The sequence below is a fragment of the Candidatus Methylacidiphilales bacterium genome, from assembly GCA_028713655.1.
Taxonomy (GTDB): Bacteria; Verrucomicrobiota; Verrucomicrobiia; order Methylacidiphilales; family JAAUTS01; genus JAQTNW01.
Window position 1 is genome coordinate 1 of record JAQTNW010000031.1, and the last position, 23,052, is coordinate 23,052.

General features: G+C 55.0%; 15 protein-coding genes. 2 read left to right on the forward strand and 13 right to left on the reverse strand.

The features are described from left to right. The 6 genes from PHD76_10600 to PHD76_10625 all read right to left on the reverse strand — a co-directional run. A partial coding sequence (locus PHD76_10600; GenBank protein MDD5262282.1) for a family 16 glycosylhydrolase occupies window positions 1-1,891 on the reverse strand: 1,891 nt, incomplete at its 3' end. Window positions 1,892-2,258: 367 nt separating this feature from the next. Continuing rightward, the gene (locus PHD76_10605) at window positions 2,259-3,071 is read right to left on the reverse strand and encodes a PEP-CTERM sorting domain-containing protein (GenBank protein MDD5262283.1); all 813 of its coding nucleotides are present in this window, start codon (window positions 3,069-3,071) and stop codon (window positions 2,259-2,261) included. Between the two features lie 452 nt (window positions 3,072-3,523). Next, window positions 3,524-4,555, reverse strand: a complete 1,032-nt coding sequence (locus tag PHD76_10610) for a LacI family DNA-binding transcriptional regulator (GenBank protein ID MDD5262284.1) — start codon at window positions 4,553-4,555, stop codon at window positions 3,524-3,526. Between the two features lie 751 nt (window positions 4,556-5,306). Next, window positions 5,307-7,133, reverse strand: coding sequence for a glycoside hydrolase family 127 protein (locus PHD76_10615; GenBank protein ID MDD5262285.1), 1,827 nt, complete (start codon window positions 7,131-7,133; stop codon window positions 5,307-5,309). A 182-nt stretch (window positions 7,134-7,315) separates the two neighbouring features. Beyond that, a complete protein-coding gene (locus PHD76_10620) occupies window positions 7,316-9,319 on the reverse strand; it encodes a hypothetical protein (GenBank protein ID MDD5262286.1) in 2,004 nt (667 codons plus the stop codon). A gap of 50 nt (window positions 9,320-9,369) precedes the next feature. Further along, window positions 9,370-10,347, reverse strand: coding sequence for an aldo/keto reductase (locus PHD76_10625; protein MDD5262287.1), 978 nt, complete (start codon window positions 10,345-10,347; stop codon window positions 9,370-9,372). 373 nt (window positions 10,348-10,720) lie between these two features. Here PHD76_10625 and PHD76_10630 point away from each other — a divergent pair, with 373 nt between their 5' ends. Further along, window positions 10,721-11,008 (forward strand): hypothetical protein, encoded by a 288-nt coding sequence (locus PHD76_10630; protein ID MDD5262288.1) that lies wholly within the window; start codon window positions 10,721-10,723, stop codon window positions 11,006-11,008. A gap of 144 nt (window positions 11,009-11,152) precedes the next feature. Here the strand turns inward: PHD76_10630 and PHD76_10635 are convergent, their stop codons facing one another. After that, on the reverse strand, window positions 11,153-12,238 hold the full coding sequence (locus PHD76_10635; protein MDD5262289.1) for a cellulase family glycosylhydrolase: 1,086 nt from the start codon (window positions 12,236-12,238) through the stop codon (window positions 11,153-11,155). A gap of 230 nt (window positions 12,239-12,468) precedes the next feature. On the opposite strand from PHD76_10635, the gene PHD76_10640 reads away from it, so the two are divergent. Continuing rightward, window positions 12,469-13,509: a cellulase family glycosylhydrolase gene (locus tag PHD76_10640; GenBank protein MDD5262290.1), complete on the forward strand. Its 1,041-nt coding sequence runs from the start codon at window positions 12,469-12,471 to the stop codon at window positions 13,507-13,509. 324 nt (window positions 13,510-13,833) lie between these two features. Here PHD76_10640 and PHD76_10645 read toward each other — a convergent pair whose 3' ends face one another. The 6 genes from PHD76_10645 to PHD76_10670 form a co-directional block, all read right to left on the reverse strand. Then, on the reverse strand, window positions 13,834-14,889 hold the full coding sequence (locus tag PHD76_10645; GenBank protein MDD5262291.1) for a hypothetical protein: 1,056 nt from the start codon (window positions 14,887-14,889) through the stop codon (window positions 13,834-13,836). A 31-nt stretch (window positions 14,890-14,920) separates the two neighbouring features. Continuing rightward, complete coding sequence (locus tag PHD76_10650; GenBank protein ID MDD5262292.1) at window positions 14,921-16,537, reverse strand: tetratricopeptide repeat protein; 1,617 nt, start codon at window positions 16,535-16,537, stop codon at window positions 14,921-14,923. Further along, window positions 16,534-18,480 carry a hypothetical protein gene (locus PHD76_10655; GenBank protein MDD5262293.1) on the reverse strand — a complete coding sequence of 649 codons (1,947 nt, stop codon included), beginning with the start codon at window positions 18,478-18,480 and terminating at the stop codon, window positions 16,534-16,536. Before PHD76_10655 ends, PHD76_10650 begins: the two co-directional genes overlap by 4 nt. Before the next feature lie 224 nt (window positions 18,481-18,704). Next, window positions 18,705-19,724, reverse strand: coding sequence for a hypothetical protein (locus PHD76_10660; protein ID MDD5262294.1), 1,020 nt, complete (start codon window positions 19,722-19,724; stop codon window positions 18,705-18,707). A 14-nt stretch (window positions 19,725-19,738) separates the two neighbouring features. After that, entirely contained in the window at window positions 19,739-20,722 is a 984-nt protein-coding gene (locus PHD76_10665; protein ID MDD5262295.1) for a DUF4159 domain-containing protein, read from the reverse strand. A 39-nt stretch (window positions 20,723-20,761) separates the two neighbouring features. Continuing rightward, a complete protein-coding gene (locus tag PHD76_10670; GenBank protein ID MDD5262296.1) occupies window positions 20,762-23,050 on the reverse strand; it encodes a glutamine amidotransferase in 2,289 nt (762 codons plus the stop codon). Window positions 23,051-23,052: the final 2 nt, after the last annotated feature.

The window sequence follows — 23,052 nt, forward strand, 5'->3', positions numbered from 1 at the left end:
GGAACTCATCAATCGAACCCGCGAAGTCCTGATCTCCGCCAAAGGGCGATCTTCCCAGCCAGAACTCCACAAAGTTGATGTTGGACACGTTCTTGCCGCCCAGCGATGTCGTAACCGGTGAGCCGAGAGAACCGCCCACCGGGGCGATGTACAGCGACTGGGTATTACCCGCCGCGTCATACACGCAGGCAAAATAATACTTCGTGCCGGTGGAAACCAGCGGCCCAACGGCGACCTGCTGCGAGCTTCCGGTGGCAAGGAAATCCACGCGGCCATGGCCGTCATTTCCCTCGGAGGAAGTCAGTCCAAGGAAGGAACTCGTGTCCGTGTTCCCCGGGAAAAAGACCTTCTCCCAATTCGCAATCGCGCTCTCGGTAAACCAACCTTCGAAGCTGGCGCTGGTCAGCCCGCTCAAGACCGACGTCGGCAGCGAACCATACGCAGTCCCATTGCTACCGCCGGACAACTGCAACGCGCCGCCGCTGATGCTGGCGCTTCCGTTCAGCGTACCATTGGCCGTCCCAACGCTGTCATTGAAGTTGCCCGCGTTGAACGTGTATTTGTGGGTCAACGTCGCAGCACTGGAGGTGGGCAGCGAATAAACCCGCACCCAGTCAACCAGGAAAGTGGAGTTGTTGACCATCCCTTTCAGCGGCCAGCCGCCGCCGAGCGCGTAATCGATCATGACATAAAACGGGGCCGTCACATAGGCAGTCGGGGTTGGTATCTGGTTGACTTGAACGCCGTCAATATACCAGGTGAAATAATCAGGAGCGACCTTGCAACCGTAAATGTGATAGGCCTGCCATGGCTTGGAACCGTCCGGCATAGGGGTTTGGGCTGAATGAAGAGCGGTGGGCGGCTCGGATTGGGAGCCATCGGCATTCCAGTTGTGCGTGTTTTCCGCAATAAGGCCCGGAGAATCGTCATGGCTGACGCCATACCACTCGAAGATGTCAACTTCCACCCCCTTCGAGCCCGTGCCCCAGTTGGTGGTTCCCAGCCAAAAGCCGGGCCATGCGCCCGATGCGGAGTCCGGCATTTTGCATCTGATTTCAAAGTAGCCGTATTGCTGGGAAAAACCCGCCCGGGTGGTATCCACCGATGAGAGATTGCCCGAATGCCACTTGCCCAACGCAGTGACAGTTACAAGCTCCGTGCTGCCGGACTTCATACCCACGGGGCCAAAGGTCAAAAAATCCAAGTCATGGAAGTTGCCGTCATACCACACCGCATCCCGGTTGATAATGGCGCTCGTGGTGATGATTTGTGGGTAGCCGCAGTCGTACTCCGCGTCACCACCGGCGGTTTCATAGGTCATCAGGAAATAATCGTGATTGGCGGCCAAGGTCACGGGAGTCGTCAGATTCGCATAGGCAAAAGCGCCCGCAGGCTGGCCGGCAGTGTTGACACTCGCCGAGCCATTGGGCACATCTACTCCGTTGGATGCATCTATCAGTTTGACAACATGGCTCTGCGAGTTGCCCGAGATAACCCAGCGTCCCACGCTGTTGATGACCACGGGGCTCCCGCCAGTCGTGAATCTAAACCCCTCCCAGCCGGTCCAACTCGTTCTTGACGCCACATCGTTCGTGTTAATCCACGCCTTGTCTGTGAGAATGCCGCCATTGGCGGTGAAGGCGGCCGTGTCCCATACCGAGTCGGAATAACCGCCGGACGAACCGTAGGGCGGCCAGTAGTACCAGGTTGTGGAACCCTTGGGAGAATTACTGGTGACGCTGACGCTGTTAAACTCATCGGCAAAACTCAATGTGTAACCAGTGAGGTCGATGTCGGACTGCGCCTGGACATTGGCGACGGGAGTGAAAAAGGCCGCCAGGGCCAGGATGGCAAGGATACAAGTTTGGATGAGGGTTGTTCTTATTTTCATGTTAGTGTTCATGCTCCTTATTGTTATGATCGCTTTACTGGCTACAGGTTCAGGCAAAAAAAATATTAGAATGGGATTACCGGACATAGCTCCGCTTATTCTTGGGTAAGCACATTCCTCTCGTTCCCATTGATCTTGTTTTTCCATCAATCTAATTGCACCCGAAAGAAATCAGGCGCGCTTTTGCTTTTAACGTCAACGAAGGCTCTGGCAATTTACAGTGGCATTGCGCCACATCCTCCCGGCGGGCAACATGCAACCCATCTCAAAAGTCCGCTGCTGCGAACAATTCAAACTTCTAAATTCTGACTACTATCTTCTGTCTTCCGGCCTCTTTCTTCTGATCTCAGGCCTCCGTCCTTTCCCCTCACGCTTTGCGGGCGCTGAATCTCCGCAAGACAATGAGCAGCCCCAACCCGCCCAGCAGCATCGCATAGGCGGAAGGTTCGGGAACAGTGGTCAGGCTGAAGTTGTCGAATACAGCCGTGCCTGGATTGAGGTTGCCGTCGTTATACCCCCCCTCGGCGAGGCCGACATCGAGAGTGGCAGGGAGGTCGGCGCGCGTCACTGAGTTGCCAAACTGAGTGTAAGTGGAACCGCCGTCCGAAGAGAGATAGGCCGTGAAAACACTACCCACGCGCGTTATCTCTAAATAGTTACTTGCGCCTGGAGCCACCGAACCGCTGGGATTCTGATCGCTCTGGCTGCCGCCGACGACACTCCGGACGTAGTTATGGTTGGCCTGCTGCTCGCCGAGCCAGAAGTAATTCGCATTCGCGGGCACGTTGACACCTGTTAGCAAGGTTGGATCGGCTGCCATGAGGCCGGCACAAGAGTAATTGAGTGTGGTGTTGCTAACTAAATTCACCGTCGCGGTGAAGTCACCGGTCACGCTCATATAGAGCAGGTGCGCGGTGTTCTGGTTGCCTTCGAAATGTCCACCCACGTCAGTAATTGTAAGTTGGCCCGGGTTGGCGGTGGTGTTAAATGTGGAATTAATGTTGGTACTGGAGGTAACAGTAGTACCATTAGTATCACCAGTAACGGCATAGGCGCCGGTCCAGATCGTGCCCGCAACATTCCCACCGGTGTAGTCGTGGCTAACACTAAAGTTATCTACAATCTGCGCGGAGAGCGTGTAGGCAGAAAAAAATGCGCAACCCATCAGCAGCGCGCTCAAAGACCGAAAACAGCGAAGCCAAAGATTGCTCCTGCTCAACCCCAATGTACTGGGTATTGGTTTCATATGTTTTTGGGATATCACCATTGCTCAAAACAGTCCAGAAGCAGACGTCCGAACGTTCGGTTCCAAACGAAACTATACTAACCAGCATATTCCATACTCATTTCAATGGCCAACCTGTTAGCGCCGGAACGCAACAGCGGAAGGACACGCACTGGGCCTATGCAGGTTATTGCTTCAGAGCTCGATACATTTTTCATGCTCCACACTCTGGACGTTTGCTCACTATGCCTGTCGGAGTCTGCGGTTCCACCTGAGTTTCAAGTCCCAGATTTTCCATCTGTGATTATCTGCGAAATCCGCGGTTAAACCCCTGCTCGTTTTAATCTTCATTCTCAGCGTTCTCAGCACCTTCCAGACCTCCATACCTTTGGCGTCGGAGGTTGCGGTCAATGATCCGGCTTCGGAATCAACAGCGTGCGTCCGGGATGCCACGAGCCGCGAATGGCTGTATTTTTGGCAACCTTCGGTATGCCAAACTGGCGGCTGTGCATGAGAGAAACTATCAGTTCCACTGTGGTTGCGCCTATCTCCCTTCGATTGGAAAAGATTCCCGCCCAGTCGCTCACATCATCGTCGGTGGCAAGGTGAACGACTCCGACGTCCTCGGGAACACGATACCCGGCTTCCTCCACACAGGCCACGATCCGATTGCTATGGCAGGCGATTACGTCGGGTTTGTAACGGGACAACCAGACCGCAATTTGCTTTTTCGACAAGGGCCAGTGCATCTCATTTTCCCCGGGATAAAACAGGGGCGGAATCTTGTCGAGTTTCGGAGTCATCGTCTGGAAATAGTGCGCTGCGGCACGGATGGAGCGGGACGAACTACGATCCATATATTCCGAAAGACAGACTCCGATACGCCGATAGCCGCAGCGTTTCACCATTTTGAGCGCGAGGAGAAGGTGGTAAAAAGTATCGCCCATAACCCGGTGAAGACTGGGTACGAGCATATCTCCTCCGAAACTGACGCCAGCCAGATGATCCCAATTGAGCCGGAAATGTCTGACAGGAGGGGTGAGGATGACTCCTTCGATGCCGCGCTGGTCAATAATCCGGCTCATGCGCGCCATGTTCATGCCGGGTTCTTGCAGCCAGAGCTCCTCAAGATAATAGCCGAGTTGCGTGGCGCGTTCGCGCGCGCCTGCCAGATAAGGCGACATGAATTTGTATTTGTGCCAGGAGTCCATTTCCACGGTGGTGTTCACCCATGCAATGGGCAGCAAATCCTTGGATTTGGCATCCCTTACGCTCGCCATCACGGAGGCAATGCGGGCATCGGGGACATAACCCAACCTTTGGGCGATGCGAAGAATCCGTTCCCGGGTCGCCTTACTGACGCCATGTCGGTTCTGCAAGGCATCGCTCACGGTGGTTTTCGAAATTCCCGCCGCACAGGCAATATCATGTAAACTCACTCTTGAAGATTGCTTTTTCACCAGGCGCAACTATTACAAAAATTGAAATAAAAAGAAATATTTTGATGGAGCCATTACCAGCCAAGCCGTATGAATGGACCCGCTGGAATCCCAAAACTACCTCTTCCGCCAAGACGCTGAGGATCATTCTTCGAGACGATTGACACACCGGCTGATACCAGTCTTCAGCAAGTCTTCGCCGAAGTTCAGCAGCTAGTGGTCTGTTTTCCGTGAAATGACGGGTTGGCCGCTTGGGATTTGCGCTGCTGGCAAGACGCGAGCGCAGGCCCCTATCTGGACGATACGGGACAAGCGAGCAACACAGCCAGCGGTGCAAAGAACAGCGGCCCGGAGGGTTGCGCGGAAAACAGACCACTAGCCCGGATGTTTCACACGCTTCTGAAAACCTCAGCAAAGTGTCCTGCTCCAAAGTGTGGCAGGAACTGGGGTGCAGGAACATCCGGGTTACAAGCAAAACCGCCTGAATGGGTATTTTGTTTTGATTTTTGAATTGGAACTGCCTTATTTGGAGGCGGTTTTGCAATAGCCTGCATATGCCCAACTCGTATCTTTCCGCTGTTACGTCCCGGCGCTAACAGGTTGACCATTGAAATGAGTATGAAATATGCAGGCTAGCCCAGCTTGCATCCAATCAAGCACACATGAAGCTTCGCAACCTTACGGATGGAATCTCTTCACATTACTCGCCCGAAACCTGCCGAAACGTATCCGCCTCTGGGGATGCTTTTCCTCATGACGATTTCGGCGATGATTTTTCCGTGGGGAAATAGACGGTATAAGGCTCGTCCTTGATGTCATACAGGGGTTTGAAATGCAGCCCGCGCTCCTGGCCTTTCAACCGGAATGTGTCTTTCCATTCGCCCCACTGGCGCTCGTTCTCGGGTACTAGAAAAGCCGACGGATGCGCCGGGTCGATTCGGATGCGGCGCTCTTCGTCCGTCAGGCCGGCAAGCACAACGGGGCCTTCCACAAACGCCACGGTTTCCGGTTCATCCGGAATGGGACTGAGAGTGATTTGCCTCGGAAACACAACCGTGAACTCCGCATGGTTCCAGACACGCCGGATTTCAAAAAATCCCTGCTTATTGGGCTTGATCGGAGATTCCTTGCCGTTCTCTTTCAAAAGGGCTTGCGACGCGATCCAGCCCGGCACGCGCAGGGACAAAGTCCATTCCGAAGGCTTCTCACACTGGATTTTAATTTTCACCGACCAGGCGCTGGGACGGTGGCGCTCACCTGCAATCGTGGCATTATCAACGGCGCAGCCTCCCTTCGTGATGTCCCAATCCTGTGTCAATGTAATCCTGGATCCGTTCAGGTTATGTTCGAGGCGGCTGGGAATATATTGCGCAATCTGAATGCCAGCTTCGGACTCGTAATAAACCAGCGACGGGTAATAGGAATGCGCCTGGACGAGGGTGCCGTGGCAGCACCAGAAATCGCGCGTGGGATGCCCCCAATGTTTTTTGGAACCGGCGGCCAACGGCAGATAATAAAGCACCATCCCTGTGTTAGAATTCTGCGAAGCCAGTATCCCGTTGTAAAGGTTCCTCTCGATGTAATCGAGATGGGACGAATGGCCCGTCCAGCGGAAGAGATAATCCGCAAGCCGGATCATGTGATAGACAGTGCAATGCTCCTGGTTCTTGTCTCCGAGCCGTGCCGCAAATTCGTTGGGCGGGCACCAGATTTCACCGGAGTTCTGGCCTCCGGTGCAAAACGCGCCGCGGTCGGTCACGGCGCATTTCCAATACGCCTCCGTCATGTCGCGCCAGCGTTTCTCGCCTGTAACTTCATACATGCGCGCGGCGCCGAGGATTTCGGCAATCGTGGTGTTGGCGTGGCGGTTGGTCAAAGCGTCCCTGCCTGCCAGAATCTCGGCATAAAATTTCTCCCTGCTGTAAAGCCGGGCAAGCTCCAGATGCTTCGGATCTTTCGTGATTTCGTAGAGGTTGGCGAGTTCCTCAACCATCCCACCCGTTTCCACATCGAGGATTTGCTCCCTCGTTGCGGCATCCAGGGAACTGAACCAGCGGTACAACCATTCGACAAATTTTTTTGAAAGCTCCAGCGCGGTTTTGTTCCCGGCGTGCACATGGGATTCCCGGAGTCCCAAAAGAGTCTTGTGAATGACATAATGCGGCGCCCAGGGAGGCAATCCCTGCGCGAGCCAGTGCAGGTATTTTTCGGGAAACGAACCGAGCCATCCGTCGCCGTTGCGTTCCTGGCAAAGGGCAAGGCGTTGAATGACGGAATCAAGCTTGAGTTTAACGATGGGATCTCCGGTAATCCGCACAAAACGCGCGGCCGCCATCATCCAGCAGCCCAGAAACTGTCCCCTCACCTGGCTGGTCGGCGATTCCCAGCCCCAGTGCCCCCTTTGGAAACTGGCGTCCGAATGAAAATGAAAAAACTTTCTCAGCCCTGCCTCCAGTTCGAAATTTTGAAGCAGGTCGTCGTCGGTCAATTTTGTCACATAAGCGCGCGCCAAATCCGAACGTTGTTGGAACAACCCGGGCAAGAGCGTGATTCCGGAGTCAATTTGTTTAGCCTGCATATTTCATACTCATTTTAATGATCAACCTGTTGGCATTGTGACACAACAGTGGAAAGACACGCACTGGACCTATGCGGGTTATTGCAGGGGTTTTCAGAAACGCATGAAACATCCAGGTTAGCAGTCATGAAAATGTTGGAAATATAAACCCTGTTACATAATACGCGGCATTTGCACGTATTTCAAGCGGGAACGGACGCACTCGATGGCACACTCAGTTTGATCGTATGTGTCGTTCCCTCAGCCTTCGTGGCTCGATAGACTTCCCCTCCATTGGCTAGTGTAACAACCACTTCAATACCGCCAGCCTGGCGAATGAGCCGCAGATTCCACTGGCGGGCAAAGGCATGGATATTCCGGAGCGATGCTTCGGGCCAGGCCTTCGGCAGTTTCGGAGTGCATTCAAATGCGTCAAATCCGACAGGGCGAATGCCGCAGACTCCTTCCGTGAAAATGCGGCAAAACAAACCGCTCTCCGCCGAAATCTGGCTCTCGTTGAACTCCGGGTAGGCCTCAATACAGTAAGGCACGTGATCCCCCAAAAGCCGCCTGCTGGCATAAGCTGTCAGACGCAGCAACCCTTCATCGGAATATCCAGACGCGAACACCCCGCGCAGCGCATAGAGCGTTGCACGGTCCCAACGGGTACTCGTATCCGCTTCCGTCAGCAATCCCTCACCCGTCCAAAGTTCCCGGGAAAAAAGTGCCGCCACAGTTCCGTCCGCCCGGTCGTTAATGCCCACGGCCAATGGAATGCAAATCCAGGCCCGCAAACGATCCAGGTTTTCATGATAGCGATAGGTTTCATAGCCTTGGATCCTGGCACCAAAGAAGGTTTCGATCGCGCGGCTCAACTCTTCGGCGCGGTTGAGATATTTTTCTGAAACTCCTGGAGGTTCTCCCAAGGCTTTTGCCAAATGTGCGGCGGAAATCAAAGCATCGTACGTAAGGCAGGAAGTTGCCAGATTCGTCTGCCCGGAGGAAAAACGTTCCTCCAACTCGTCACTGTCCGATTTGATGACACCATGTTCGTCCTTTTGACGCTCGCAGTATTCCAGGCACCATTGGATAAAGGGCCAAAACAAGCGCGCCTGTTGCGCGTCACCATTCGCCAAAGCCCAGCGCGTCGCGCCACAGGCCGTCATCGCCGCATCACCCCGGTCGCCCGCGCCGTTCCAGACGCCGCGCCCTTCCGCAACCACCGAACTCGGAAGAGGATTGAAAGCATCGTTCTGATACTTTGCAAACCAGCGATAGGCGTTGGCTGCGGACTCATTCCCCGCCGCGTCACCGAGAAATGGAAAAAAAGGGCCGAGGTACTCGTTCTGATCGTTGCACCACACGGCTGCCAGATAACGGTTGAACCCACCCGGACCATGCAGCAATCCACCCCGCGTCGCCAGCACTGTCTCCGCCGCATGCAGTTTGGAAAAGGCAAAGAGCCGGTTCAGCACAGGATCGGGTGTGATGAGTTCAAGCTTCGCAAACAACGAATCGCGGTACGCCAAACGCGCGGCCAACTCGGCGTCGAGATCCGGATACAGCGGAGGCTCGTTTTCTTCACGACAGGAAAACACCATGCCGACGGTCATGCGCTCGCCGGGAGCAAGTACGCGCAATCCGCCCCCGATCCATTCGGTCCGCACAATATGGGCCGTCCACTTGAAAAGGTTGCGAGGTTGCGGGATATCCACCGGTGCGCAAGGAATGCGCACACTATGAGCTTGGGAACCGGTGTTGTAAATTTCCCAGCGCTCCAGTAAACAGGGCAGGCTGGTCGAGGGAAAAATCGTCCGTCTGACCGTCAGTTCACCGGCGGTTTCTTCCCAGGAAAAAAAGCCGTTGATCCAAAACCTCTGCGCCCTTGACAAAGCATAAGGTTTGTCGTCAACAAGCAGAGCAGGGTCTGCGGAGGAATCGAAGGTATAACAAAAGGCCGCATGCGTGTCATCCTTGGCTTCCCTCACCATGGGCCAACGGACCCATCGCTTGAGTGACGTTATTCCGTCTCCACCCACAGCCCATTGAATGATCGCATTGACCGCGCGGCCGCCCATTTCCAGATGATCGCGGTGAACCTCGCCTTTGGTCAACAAGGCAAGGTCGCTTTCAATGCCGCCAGCGGGGGAATGATGCCAGCGTAGCGCGGGTTCAAAATCTCCAGCCCTGGCAAATGCTATCGACATAAAAATCGGAGCAATACCAGATTCAATTATGATGTGAGAGGGATTCTCACTTATTTTAAGCTGGAACGGATAAACTCGATGTCTGCCGCCGTCAACGAGCGGCCTACCCCGGCAAGATTACAACGCACCTGGCGTTCGTTCCGGAAACCCGGAATCACACAGGCGACGCGCGGCTGCGCCAGGAGATAATTCAACGCCATTGCCGCCAGGTCCTCGGTCGTCGCTCCAAAGCGGCTTTTCAAGGATTGCAGTTTTGGCTGGAGTGCGCGCAACTCTGCCGCTTGAAACCTTCCGGCGCCGCGCCGGTGGTCGCCCTCGTCAAACTTGGGCGGATTTTCGGGATCGAATTTATCGAGCAAAAGCCCCTGTGCCAGCGGGCTGAATGCCACAAACGACATTTGACGCTTTTCCAGCAATTGCGAGACCGGGGAGCCGGGCCTGACAAACTGGTCATCGAGGGCGTGCGCCCAGCTTTGCAGTACCTGGGGGCGAACCACCGGCACGGCTTTTTCAAAGTCTTTGACGGAATAGGCCGACTGGCCTTTGACGCGAACCTTCCCTTCCTTGACGAGCGCATCCAGTGTGGCAGCCGCATCATGCAGATAACGGTCGTCCGGACCGAAGTCGCCATGATGAAAATAATAAAGATCGATATACTCGCGCTTTAAGTTGATGAGGGATTGCTCGCACTGGTGCCGGATGTGGGCCGGTTCGTATCCGTGTGCGGCGGTACCTGGAAAATGGCCGATTTTGGTGGCGATAATGAATTTTGTGGAATCGAGGCCCAGGCGGTCGAAGGCCCGCGCCAGCATGCGCTCGGCGCGCCCGTTGCCATAGACATCGGCATTGTCAAAATGATTCACACCGGCGTCGATGGCGGTTTTGATGGCGGCAACAATTTCATCCTCGTTGACATTGGCCCAGCCATTGGCCTGTCCGTTGACCCAATTCAGGCCGCCCATGGTCCAGCAGCCCAGGCTGATTTCGGATACGGAGAGATCGGTGGTTCCAAGTTTTCGGTAGTTCATAAATTTCTCAATCGAATCATTCTATGGTGGAGGCCGTTTGTGTCAATGTCCAAGAAAACAGTTTCAATTTTGGATTTCGTAACCAAGGATTTAGTCTTCATTGACTCAGGCAAATCCGGAGGATAATCCACAGGAGCACGCATATATCCAAGGCAATCGCATCTTAAAGTTGCGGGGGACAAAAATGGATCGCCACGGCCCAACTCCGACATGCATCGCGAGTAAAAAGTGTCGGCGCCACTACGCTCTGCCGGCGCAAAATTTCCCGTTCATCCCCACTCAAAACATCTTCCTGAAAGGTTTGGTTTCTCGCAATGACGAGTCGCACGGGTCTATGCCCGCTGGCACTGCAAAATCGAAACTATCACGCACAATGAGCAATCCAAAACGTCTGTATCTCGGCTGGGATATTGGTGGAACCAAATCGTCCGTTGGGGTTGGCGCATCCGAAGGTGCCATTCTGGGAAGGGCTTCCTGGCCGTCTCGAACCGACAGGGGCCCTGATGCGATGCTGCAGGATTTTTGCGATGCCGTGGCTTGCCTGCTGGCGGAACAGGCCTTGCACTGCTGGCGCACGAATTATTTCCAAAGGAATTTCCCGACCCCGTGCCGGTCAAAGAACTGGCAAAAACGGCTCACACACAAAAATCATTCCGTCTGAACTGGGCGAAAGGCAATCCAGGACCTCTCCTCGATTGCACCCTGTATTTTTGACAGTACCAGGGCGTAAAACTCCCGCATTACATCCTCCAGTGACTTTTCTGTCTAACAAACAAATGGCAATCCAGCGCCATCCACAGCATTCCTAGCGGTTTGAAAGCGCAAGGCCGCGGATGGTTTCCGTTTCACGGGCATCATAAGGCGATCCATCGGGACGAAGGATGTCATGAAACCAGAGCGGCGGTTCCGAGGAATAGGTCTTTTCCCAGGAGTCCCAGGGATAAATGGTCTGTGTCTTTCCCGAAACCGCGCCCCAGTTGTACGCTGCAACTTTTTCCTGTTTAAGCAGGGGAAGAATGGCCTCAAAGGTGTTTCCGGTGGCACGCGACATGTATTCGGTGCAAAGCAGCGGGCGTCCGTATTGTCTGAGGCTGGCAATGGCCTTCTTCATATCTTCCAGCGATCCATAATTGTGAAATGAAACGATGTCAGATGCTTCAATTTGAAACCGGTGCAGCGGGTCCATTTTTGCCGGATCAGACCAGTCGCCCGACCAAACACCCGATGTCAGCGGCTGTACCGGCTGCGCGGCCCTGGTCCAATCAAATACCTGTGCCAAAAGCGGGAGAATGACTTCCCCTTTTTTATCACCAAAATCCCGGGCTGCATAATCGCCCTTGCCCGCATTTCCATTGTCCGGCTCATTCCACAGATCCCATCCCACAATACGCGGGTCATCGCGAAAATGGCTGACAACACCTGTAACATAGGATTCGAGGTGCGCAAATGCAGCGGCATCACGCAGAATAGCCAACCCGGGTGATTGCAGCCAAAAACTGTTGTGAACACCCGGCCGCGGCGCTGACTGGGGTCCGGTCTTCGGAAAAGGATGCCAGCAGCTGTCGAAGAAAACAAAGAGCGTGCTCATTCCGCGTCCGTCCGCAATTTGCAAAAATCGTTCCACCCGTTTCAAAAAGTCAGCCGGCTGGGATGACCACAAGAGATCGTGAAGGAATACCCGTACGCTGTTCATGCCCAAGCCTGCCAGCCAGCCGAGTTCGCGGTCGATTGTTGCCGGGTCAAAGGTTTCCGGCTGCCACATTTCGAGCTGGTTGATGGCGGTGCTCGGCGCGAAATTGCAGCCCACAAGCCAGGGGTGGGACTGCTGCCAGTCCCATGAGCGGGCTTCCTCCCAGCGTTTTTCAGAGATTTGATCGATTCCAGATTTCATGGGCGTTTTGCACTGTTCATTTTGGAGGAAACTTATACAGGGACTTTTGGAATGTCCATCAGATCTTTAAAAATTGAAAATCGGACTGTTTAAAGTGCCACTACCCCCGCCCGGACGGAAAAATAGGCCGGGATTTCAAACCACTTTACAAGGCACGGGCAAACCCTAGGATTATTATTTGACGGACAGACTTTTATACGGTTGTTAGAGTATTCCCGCCAATTGCAACAATGAAAACCCCAAATCCATGGTCTGCAAAAAAGGCAGGAGACTGGTATGAGCGCCAGCCCTGGCCTTGCGGTTTCAATTACATCCCCGCCAACGCCATCAGCTACACCGAAATGTGGATGGACTACTGCTTTGATCCCACCTGGATCGACGGCGAATTGAAGCTGGCGCAGGACACCGGCTTCAACTGCGCCCGCGTGGTACTCCCCTTTGTTGTTTGGGAGCACGAACCCGAAGCCTTCAAACGGCGGCTGGAAAAATTCCTGGAGATTTGCCATGCGCGTGGAATTCGCGTCATGCCCGCCCTGTTCGACGATTGTGCCTTCGGTTCCATCACCGACCCGGTATTTGGCCAACAGCCAGATGTTGTGTCCGGCCTCTATGCGAGCGGTTGGACCCCCTCGCCCGGCCACGGCATGGTGCGCAATCCCTCCACCTGGCCGCGGCTCGAAAAATACGTCAAGGACATCATCGGAACTTTCGGGGAGGATCCGCGGCTCTGGGTCTGGGACCTTTACAATGAGCCGACCAACGGCGTCTGCGTTGGCGAAACCAAAACCCCTCTGGGCGACCTTTCAATCCCGTTGGTGGAAAAAACCGTCCAATGGGCGCGGGAGATCAATCCCATCCAGCCGCTTACAGTCGGCGAATGGAGTGACAATGCAAAGCTGAACAACCTGATCCGCAGCATCAGCGACATCCTCACGTTTCACGATTACAACAAGCCCGAAGGCTTGGAAAAACATATCGGTGACATCAAGTCCCTTGGACGTCCGGCAATCTGCACCGAATGGTTGAACCGCTGCGCAGGTTCCAGCGTGGCGGATTGCCTGCCAATTTTCAGGCGCGAAAACATCGGGGCAATGCATTGGGGTCTGGTCAATGGCAGGACGCAAACCCATCTTAACTGGGGCCACCTCCCCGGCCAGCCCGAGCCGGAAATCTGGCAGCACGATCTCTTCCGCAGGGACCACACAGCATATGACCCTGTCGAAATCCAAATGTTCAAAGCAGCAATCCGCCTGAATCCACAGCCTTATTGATTGACGGGTATTTTCCGGCAGCCAAATGCCGTGCCGGGTATGGAAAATGCTTCTTTTCAGAGCCGCATTCCAGATGCGGTGCAATCCATCCCTGCAAAACCGGTGTCAATATAGATGCTCTCACTAGATGCTCTCACTAGATGCTCTCACTAGATGCTCTCACTAGATGCTCTCACTAGATGCTCTCACTAGATGCTCTCACTAGATGCTCTCACGGCGGTTCCCGCGCGCCATCACATGACACATCGCCCCGGACATGTTCGATCCGAACATGTCGCTCCATGATCCGGATTTACTGACCCCAATTCCAGGATTCTCTGGACGTCATTTCACCTGTAGCCGCCACACCGATTGTCCCATGATGGCATATATCAGATTGTGGATCGGATCCCAGGCGACGCGATTGCCAGTGACTGTCTTTCCATTGGCGATAACCTTCGGCAGCTCGGAGACCTTCCTCCACGTGCCGGCCGCATCCAGCGTAATAAAAACGCCCCTGCCGGTGATGACCATCATCTCGCCTTCTGACTTGCCGAAGTAGGGGCCGGAGATTGCATTGGGCAGCGCGGTTCCGAGCAGATTCCAATCACTGCCGTTCGTCGTGGTCATAACACCTTGGGTGGAAACCCAGTAAAGGCGGGTTCCGTAATGGATCGGATTGTTTCCTGTGGCCGTAAAATCCGCTGTTTTGGTCCAGGTCGTGCCGCAATCATGGCTGATCAATATCCCTTTGGAGTTCCCGTTGGCTGCAAGGATGTTGTTGGAATCGAAGATGCCTACTTTGGTGTCGCCACCGCCGTTTTTGGGTCCCCAAACCCCGGCCAAAGGAGAAGACATCGTCCAGGATTTGCCCAAATCGGTACTGACTGCCGGCTGCTTTCCGTCTCCTCTATCCCAGGAATTGTCGATCATCAAACTCGGCTCAGGTGAACTCCAGTCCACATCACCCCATTGGCATGAATGTGGTGTTACATCGAATTGCCGCCAGGTCTTGCCGCCGTCAAGGGTGATGCCGGAATGGCCATCCCCGGCGAACAGAGCGATACGACCGGTGAATGGATATGCCATATTCACGGCGGAACCGAAACCTCCGCTTCCTCCGGTAACCGGACAGGGTATGCTGGTCCAGGTCGCGCCCTTGTCCTGGCTGATTTCCAATTCGCCCGCTTTGCCGTAAAGGTATAAATTGCCTGTCGTCGGATCCACGGCAATCATATCGCAATTCGTAATGTTAGCTGGTGTGCTTACACTGACCCAGTCATCTGTATCAACGTTCGTCAGTTCCGTCGCACTGGCGGTGGTGCAGGCAAGGCTTATGCCCAAAATCACCGGAATGAGAAGGGAAAGCAGTGATTGTTTGCGGATCGCGTTCGTTTTCATATTTGTCGTGGAATTCATATTTCTCCTATATTTAGAATAGGGCCGGTTGGCTCAATGGTTTTATTGGCGACACTTTAACAGCAGATGCCCGCTTCAATTCGGCACACAAAGCGTCGAATTGCGCACGGGCCTTTTCTATCCCGTTCCTGGGCTTGACGTCCTGGGCGGCCAACCTTGCATCGATCTCGTCCAGCAACGGATAAATCCCGCCAAAATGCAAAGCCCTGCCTTTCGCAGCAGCCAACGTACATGGAAGAATTTCAGTCAGGTTGCTGAATTCAAACGCGTATCGGAGATACCAATCCTTCTGGCCGGCGGCACCCCAGTCATCCAGGGCGATATGAGTCCGATGCAGAACGGCAAATGCATGATAGCGCAATAGATAGTCCTCCAGCAAAGAGTCGCCGGCATAAAGCGCACAGGCATCCCGTACTTTGCGCAACGTGGCGAGATCATCCGCGCTTAGATCTGCCAGCCCCCCCTCGCCCAGCGCAGGAGCCTCCGGAAGCCACTCAGCAAATGGGTCCGTAAGATCATCCGGGGTATTTGCTTTGCCGTCCTTGCCGTTTGGACCAAAAATCACGAACTGGACATCTGTTTCAATTCCGATGCCGTGACCGCGCACATCCCGCAATCCGATGGTTGTGAGGTCCAGGCTCGCGCGCTGAAGATCGGGAACCGTGGAACTGCGCCGAAAGCCATCGGCAAACTGAGCCAGTGCTTCTTTCGGTTTGCCTGTCAACAAAAAGGTGTAGGCACGAATCCGTGAAGCGGCTGGAGTATCGCCCGCCTGCTGTCGCACCGTCTCCAAGGCGCGCTCGCGATTGGGGAGTGACGGGTATCCCACGGTGTCCATGGGATTGACAGCGCCGCCCGCGGGGCCCGATTGCTGGAACACCAGAAATTGATTCGCGCGATCCACGTTCTTATCCAAAGCACTGAGAATGTTGGCGGCAAAGGCAACAGTTTCGTTGAAAGCCTGCGGATTGGGAGCTATGTCCAGACAGAGGTGGGCGGCCTTTGCCGCTTCCGCCAAATCCCCCTTCCGGGCAAGTATCTCGGTAATACTTCTCTGAGCGGGAAACCAGGCGTCGAGCCTCTCCGGATGCTCCTCCAAAATACGCTCATAAAGAGACAAGGCATCGTCGGGCTTGTGTGCGTCATTTGCCGCTTGGGCCTTCCTGAAAAGCGTATCGGCAATACCCGAACGGGCATCATTGGCTCTTGCGGGATATTCCGTTGAAATACGCTCATAAAGATGCAACGCATCGTCTAATCTGCGCTCGTCATTTGCCACCTGAGCCTGCCTGAAAAAGGTATCGGCAATGCCTGAGCGGGCATCATTGGCCCTTTCGGGGTGTTCGGCTAAAATGCGTTCGTAAATATGCAGGGCGTCGTCAAACCTGCGCTCGTCTTTTGCCACTTGAGCTTTTCCAAAAATCGTATCGACAATGCCTGAGCGGGCATCATTGGCTCTTTCGGGATGTTCGGTTGAAATACGTTCATAAATGTGCTGGGCATCGTCAAACCTGCGCTCGTTTCTCGCCTTTTGCGCCTCCTGGAACAAATCCTTGACGGGATCGGGCGCACACCATGCGAACGGGTTTGAGAGGCAGACCAGAAGAAAGATCAGGGTGAATCGCTTCATTTGGATTGGGCCTTGTCAGCGGAGTTCAACCCCATTCCGTGCGGCAGGTAGGATAGCCAATCGATAAACAGGTTGACGGGGTCTCCGCCATCACCCGAAATAATAATCTTGCTTAGCCTGCTGGTCTGAAACTGTGCAATTTGTTTTCCCAACAGCTTGTCGAAAGGAACGACAACCGTCCGGTATTCGGAGCTGATGGCGCCTTCGCGCACACCCTCATGAATGACTCCAATCCGATCCGTGGTTGTCGCTTCGGAGAGCTCTGGTGCATCGCGAAGTTGCACATACAACTCCTTCGGCGGAGGACCGTCAGCAGACCTGACGCCAAATGAAAGCGCCTCGTATCCGGTGATGTCACCACCGCTCCAAGGCGGTATATCAATGCTTATGGACCAGGGTCCATGGCCTGCATGAATGCGCAAGGCACCCGTGGGTCCCTTGTGAAGTTCGTTTGGATTGGGAACGGATTCCGTCGTGATGTCACCCTCGGCCTTGACTGCAATTTTATCGTGGTAGTACCCCCAAAAAACCCAGCTCTGAACTTCAGGATAGAGGCCGACAACGCCCACCGCTCCCTGCCGGGTGCCGCCCGCATAGGATGCGGTGACTCCGATGGCGAGACGGCCCGGCCACGAAGGACGCCAGTCATCCTGCTTCTCCTGATGACTCATCGGCTGATAATAGAATGAGAATCCATAAACCCCATCGCCTGCGGCGCCATCCTCGTGCTTGCCATCGTCAAATAACGGCGATGCGGACGAGCCGCCGAAACGGCTGAGATCGGCGGTGACCGAAAGCGGGGGAGCCGGCTTGAGAGGCAGGCGGGCCGTGATGGTCATCTGGTTACTGCGATAGGGCGCGGCAAGATCGCCAAATCGCAGGCATAGATCGCTTGCGGCCTTGGCAGTGTTGTTTTTTGAACGTTCAAATTCCTCGAACGCAAGACGGAGGTCGTCGGATATCTTTCGGGTATCTTTTAGTGGCTGAAACGCGGCGGGAGTGATGTTCACAACCGGGACTGTTTCGTCAGGACGTCCAATCAGAAGTGATTCGTTGATGGCCGCGTAGAAGATTGTGCCGTTGGCATTCGGCCGAACGGATGCGCCTTCCTTGACAAAGGCTCCGACCGGCAAGCCGTTGATGGCACGGTTGGTGGAGAGCTCATCGGTCGAGAAAACAAGTCCAAGCTTGGACGTATTGTAAAGGCAGAGACTCAGCACATCGGCATTGGGGCCCCATGTTGCGGCAACGGAAGCCCAGCCCGTTTCCTTGGATCCCAGCAATTTGATTTCAGGAGTGAATTCAGCCATATCAATACGGTAGAGACCACTGTCGGAAGTTGCAATATACAGGTTGTCCTGGCGGCCGAGAGCAAAGGCCATGTCCGTGAATAACGCGTCATGCATGACCTCGATAACAGGCTCCCCCAACGAATTGCAACCGTAGAGATTCTGGACATCGGGCTCCTCTTTTGACGAACCCGTCAGATACACCTTCATGGAATACCGTTCGGGGGCCAAAAGGCGCCGAAAAAAATATCCGGCATCCAACACATCCCATGTCCTGCCGCCATCGCGGCTGCGCGATATTCCAGCGCCCGCCGCGCCATGGACCGCGAGCACGGTTTTGTGAGCGGTATCCGCAGGATAAATAATGAGGTCCACGGTTGAATCGGCAGCCATGCCATTGGCCTTGGTTCCCACTTGGGTAAAGGTCTTGCCATTGTCGTTTGTGATCCATACCCCCCTGGACTGGCTGGCGAGATAAAACGCGCCTATTTCCGTGGGATGAAACTCGACTTTTTGGATGACACCCACCTTTTCAGCACTTGCCTCCGGCAGGGCTTTCCATGTGAGTCCCGCATCATCGCTGAAAAACAAACCCGTCCGGGTCGCCGCTATGACGCGTTGTGACAGGAATGGGTGAGGAAAAACACTAACCACTTGTTTTAAGTCAGCATTCTGGCTCCACGCGAGCTTAAGTGGAGGATAGACCGCCGTGTCGCAAAATAAAGGCGGAGGTCCTTGGGACTTCGGGGCTGGCGCTTGAACCGGGACAGGCTTCGATTTTGCAGCCGGCGAAGGTACTGGCGCTGTCGCAGGTGCGGCCAGAGCGGCTCCTGTAAAAAGAAGAGCGGCAGCAAAAATAGAGGGGCGGAAACAGCGCATCATGGGTTCGGGGGCGCAGGCTGGCCCAGGACCGTGTGTGCGGCAAGGTAACCGGGATCGCCCGGTTTCTGGCCAAGAATGGGCTGCAAGCCTTTGTCGCCGATTTCAGAGACGCCGATTGCCTGGCCGCAGTCTTCCAGCAGGGCGTGTTCGTCAACCACGCGCCGGCTGGACCAGTCTTCAGTGATCTGGCCGCCGGGCGGCAGCACATCGACTATGGCGTCGGCGGCGGCGCGGTCGCTGGCGGGATCAAGTTTGCGTATCGTCAGGCCCGAATACAATTTTTCAAATATCTCAATCGTTTCCTTGCCGCTCGCCTTCCAGACGGTGGGGCCGTCCGAATGAATATCGCTGGTCAGTTGCCAGCGGGATATCCAGAGCGCGGTCTGCTGCGCGGTCCAGTTATAGGCTTCCAACATCGTGATTGTTCCGTTCTTGTCGGCGTCGGCCTGTTTCGATTCGAGTCCGCGCAAAAAGAATTCGGCAAAAACCGGTTCCTCGAGTTCCGTCGGGCTGGTGGCGGTGATGTTCACGCGATTCGGCGAAGCGAGTGTTTTCAGGAAATCACCCGAACTGGCGCTGAAATTGAGAATGACCTGGCTTTTTGCCTGCAATCCGGAAAGCGCGTCAGCGAGTTGTTGAACCGTCAGGTCCGGCCCTCGCAGGGTGAGGGTGGGCGCGGTCTGGGTGATTTCACCATGTCCGACGATGAAGAGGATGAATTGATCCTGCGGTTTCGAGCGTTTTGCAAATTTTCCAATGGCATCAATGATGGCGCCCGCAGTTGCAGCATCTCCGGAAAGCACCGTGACATTGCCGGCAGGCACGCCGTTGCTTTTCGTCAGGACCGTTTGAAAGCGGGCCAGCCAATCGCTGTACCAACGGGAATAAGGTTCCTGGCCGGCCAACCCGCCAACAAGCAGGGCGTGGCACTGTCCGGGTTCGGCTGGTTGGGCGGGAGCGGCTTGTGCGGCGGCAAAAAAGCCGAGGCACAAGCAGGGAAGCAGGCGCGTGATCATGGTTAATATCAGTTCTAGTGGCTCAGGAAATAGATGATGATGTTGATGCCCATCTTGATCGCCTGCGTGTTCTTTTCAGGAGTAAACCAGGCGAAACACCAGCCGCAATGAATATCCCCCGCGCTCAACCAGGTCATGATCCGACCGGTGCCGGGTTCAAACAACCCATACGCGCCATGGGGAATGCCTTGCATGTGCGGACAGCCTTCCGGGAAATCAAAGTAGTTATGGAAAATCTCATGGTCATACGGGATCTTGCGCATCGGGTTGTCAGGATAAAGCTTGTTGATCAAATCCGAATAACACCGGAAGAATGCATCCGTATCGTTGCCGCCTCCCACGCCCATGCAGTCGTCGGCCAGAATAAATCCGCCGCGTTCGAGAAATTCATGGAGATTCTTCTCCTCATTGGGCGGCAGCCGGAACGAACCGCCCGCGGTCATGAACACAAACGGATTCAGGCACATCTCGTCGAAGTCGCTGAGCCGTACGATTTTCGGCTCCATGCTGACATTGATATTCGTCAGCCGTTTCAATTCACGCCGCAAAACGGCATCGCCTTGCGGGCTGATGTCCCAATGTTTCCCCGTGCCATCCACGGTGACAAACTGCAGGCGCGGGAATACGAATTTGCCGGTTTCAACCGTTTTTTCACCCCGCGCTGTCGAAGCAGTCGCCATCAACCCCGCAAGCGATGAGAGTGCGACGCCGCCCGCCACCTGTGTGCTCAATTTGAGAAAATTACGGCGGGTGAGCATTTCGATATGTTCCAGGCCGCCTGCAATTTCTTCCATCGTGCGTTTATAAGCATCCGTGTTCTTGATTTCATCGAAGCCGGTCATCGGCGGATGGCCGGGTTCGTCCAAAGAATGTCCCAGCAAAACCTCCTCGTGAGAGGGGACGCCTGCGTACATGGAAAATTCCGGTTCTCCGGTTGTTTTTTGAAGACTTTCCGGATTGGACGTTTTCTGTCTGGCACGATATTTGGCTTTGTTCATGTGTTTTGCCCTTTGTTCCAATCTACGCCGATTCCCGCCCTATGCCAGCCCGGATCTGCGCCGGATAATCCATTCCGCCGCCATGAGTCCGAACGCCAGCACAAACAAAAAAGGCATGTCCCAAATTTCCCTGTCATCGGATTTCATTCCCGCAAATCGCGCCCCCTGCACGGACTTTGCGATCTCAGCCGGCAATTCCCCCGCCTCGCCAAAGCCAAAATAACGGCCGCCGGCAATCTTCGCCATTGCCCGCAAGGCATCCTCTTTCAGCCCGGCGTCCGCGGATTCCACCGTTGGTTCCGAGACGCGAAAGTCCGTTTCCACCGGCTTCAAATCCCAGTCATCGACGTGCACCGCAACACGATAATCCCCTTCTTCCTGCGGGACATACCGGGCCTGGTAAACGCCTTCTTCCGACAGTATCCAATCCATGGACACGTCTTCATGATTGCCTAGCGGATCGGTGACCGTGGCAGTAATGACAGCATCATTGACGGGCTGCAAATCCTTCGCGAGGGCTGTTGCGCGGATGATCACAGGTTTGCTGGGAGCATAGACATCGGCATCGGTTTCGGCGGTAAGCCGTTCCTTCGCCCCGATGGCAAGCCAGCGGACCAGTTGTTTCCAAAATTTTTCATGGAACTCCACGCTTGAGGGGACAGACACGCGCCAGTACCACGAACCTCCCGACGTAAATGCAGCCACGCGCCCCACCCCGTAGTTTTGGACTGCAAACACGGGCTTGTTGTCCGACTCCCGTGTCAACAGCGTCAATGCGCCCGCCTTCACTCCCGCAACCGGCGTGATGCCTATCAACGGCGGCGCCTGGCTCCAAAGTGTGCGATTCGCCTCGGGATCCAGCGAAAGGCGCATCACCGGATGGACGCCAATGCCCTGCATGATGTGCGCCTTGTATTGTTCATCGGAGTACGGCCCATCGTTGGGAGTGATCTGCATGGGCAGCATCTGGGCAACAGGCGTGCCGACATATTTGCCGAGCCCGAACGAATTGACGCCGCCGAGCATCAGCAAACCGCCGCCGCGGACACGGACGAACTCTTCCAACATGGCCAGTTGCGCGGGGGTGAAATAAGAAGCCTCGATGTCGCCGAGGATAACAGCCTGGAAAGCGTAGAGTTGCTCTACGGTGGTTGGAAATCCCTTTGCCAAATACGCCTCGTTTGCGTTCGCGCCCTGCACATAAAAACGCTGGTCTCCGAGCCGCAACAACCCGACAAGCCTGAAATCGCGGTCACCATACAACGCGCGGCGCAGGAACCGGTATTCCATGCGCGGGCTTCCCTCAACGTAAAGCACGGGGAGACGGTCGTCCTGAATCTCCAGGACAAACTCACGGGTATTGTTATCCACGTTCTTCTCATTTTTCCCGGGTGGAATGGCAATGCGGTAGGTTGCGGTGCCTTCATGGTCGGGCGTGAAAACCAGCTTCACTTGTTCGAGATCCGTGTCCGGGCTTGGTTCGACTTTGCGCGTCGCAATCGCTATCTGCCCGCGGTTCACGATCAGATCAAACGGTTCCTTGTAACCCGTATGCCGCACCGTCACCTGCACCTCAACCTCCGTGTTGCGCCGGACGCGCTTCGGCGCAACAATGCGCACCACTTCATAGTCGTTCGGCGGATTTGGATTTCCCAACCCGATCACATACAAGGGAACACCGCGCGCTTTGAGCAATGCGGCGGCATCCTCGGTGGAACCGCCCGTGTTGCGTCCGCCATCCGTGAGCAACACCACCGCCCCCAGCGGCATTCCGCGCAACTCCGATTCCATGTCACGGACTCCGCGAAAAATATTCGTGAACAGCCCGTCGGGTTTCAACTGGTCCGTGGCCGTAATCCGGCGCACATCCTGGTCGAATCCATAAACCAGCACTTTCCCGCTGCGGTTCAACGCTTTGAGGAGACCTTCGTTTTTCGTTCCTTCGCCCTGCAACAACTGCCGCGCCGCATCCATGCGTGAGATGGGGTCGGCTTTATCCGGCGTTATCACATCCGTGACAGCCATCGAGCGTGACGTATCCACCAATACCGCCGTAAACACATCGCCGCGTCCGTGCATCAAACGCATCGCCGGAATGCCCAACAGAAACAACAAAACGGTCACAAGCGCAATCCGCAAGGCCAGGACCGTCCGCCATGCGGTTATTGTCGTCCGCTTTGTCACCAAGCGATAGGCAAGCCATACGACGACAATCAACGCCAGCAACACCAACAACAGCGCCTGCGGCGGAATGCGTCCGATAAAGGTCAGTTGGCCTTCGCGGAACAGATCCGGAGGCAAATTAAAAAGTGTTTCGAACCAGCGCATAA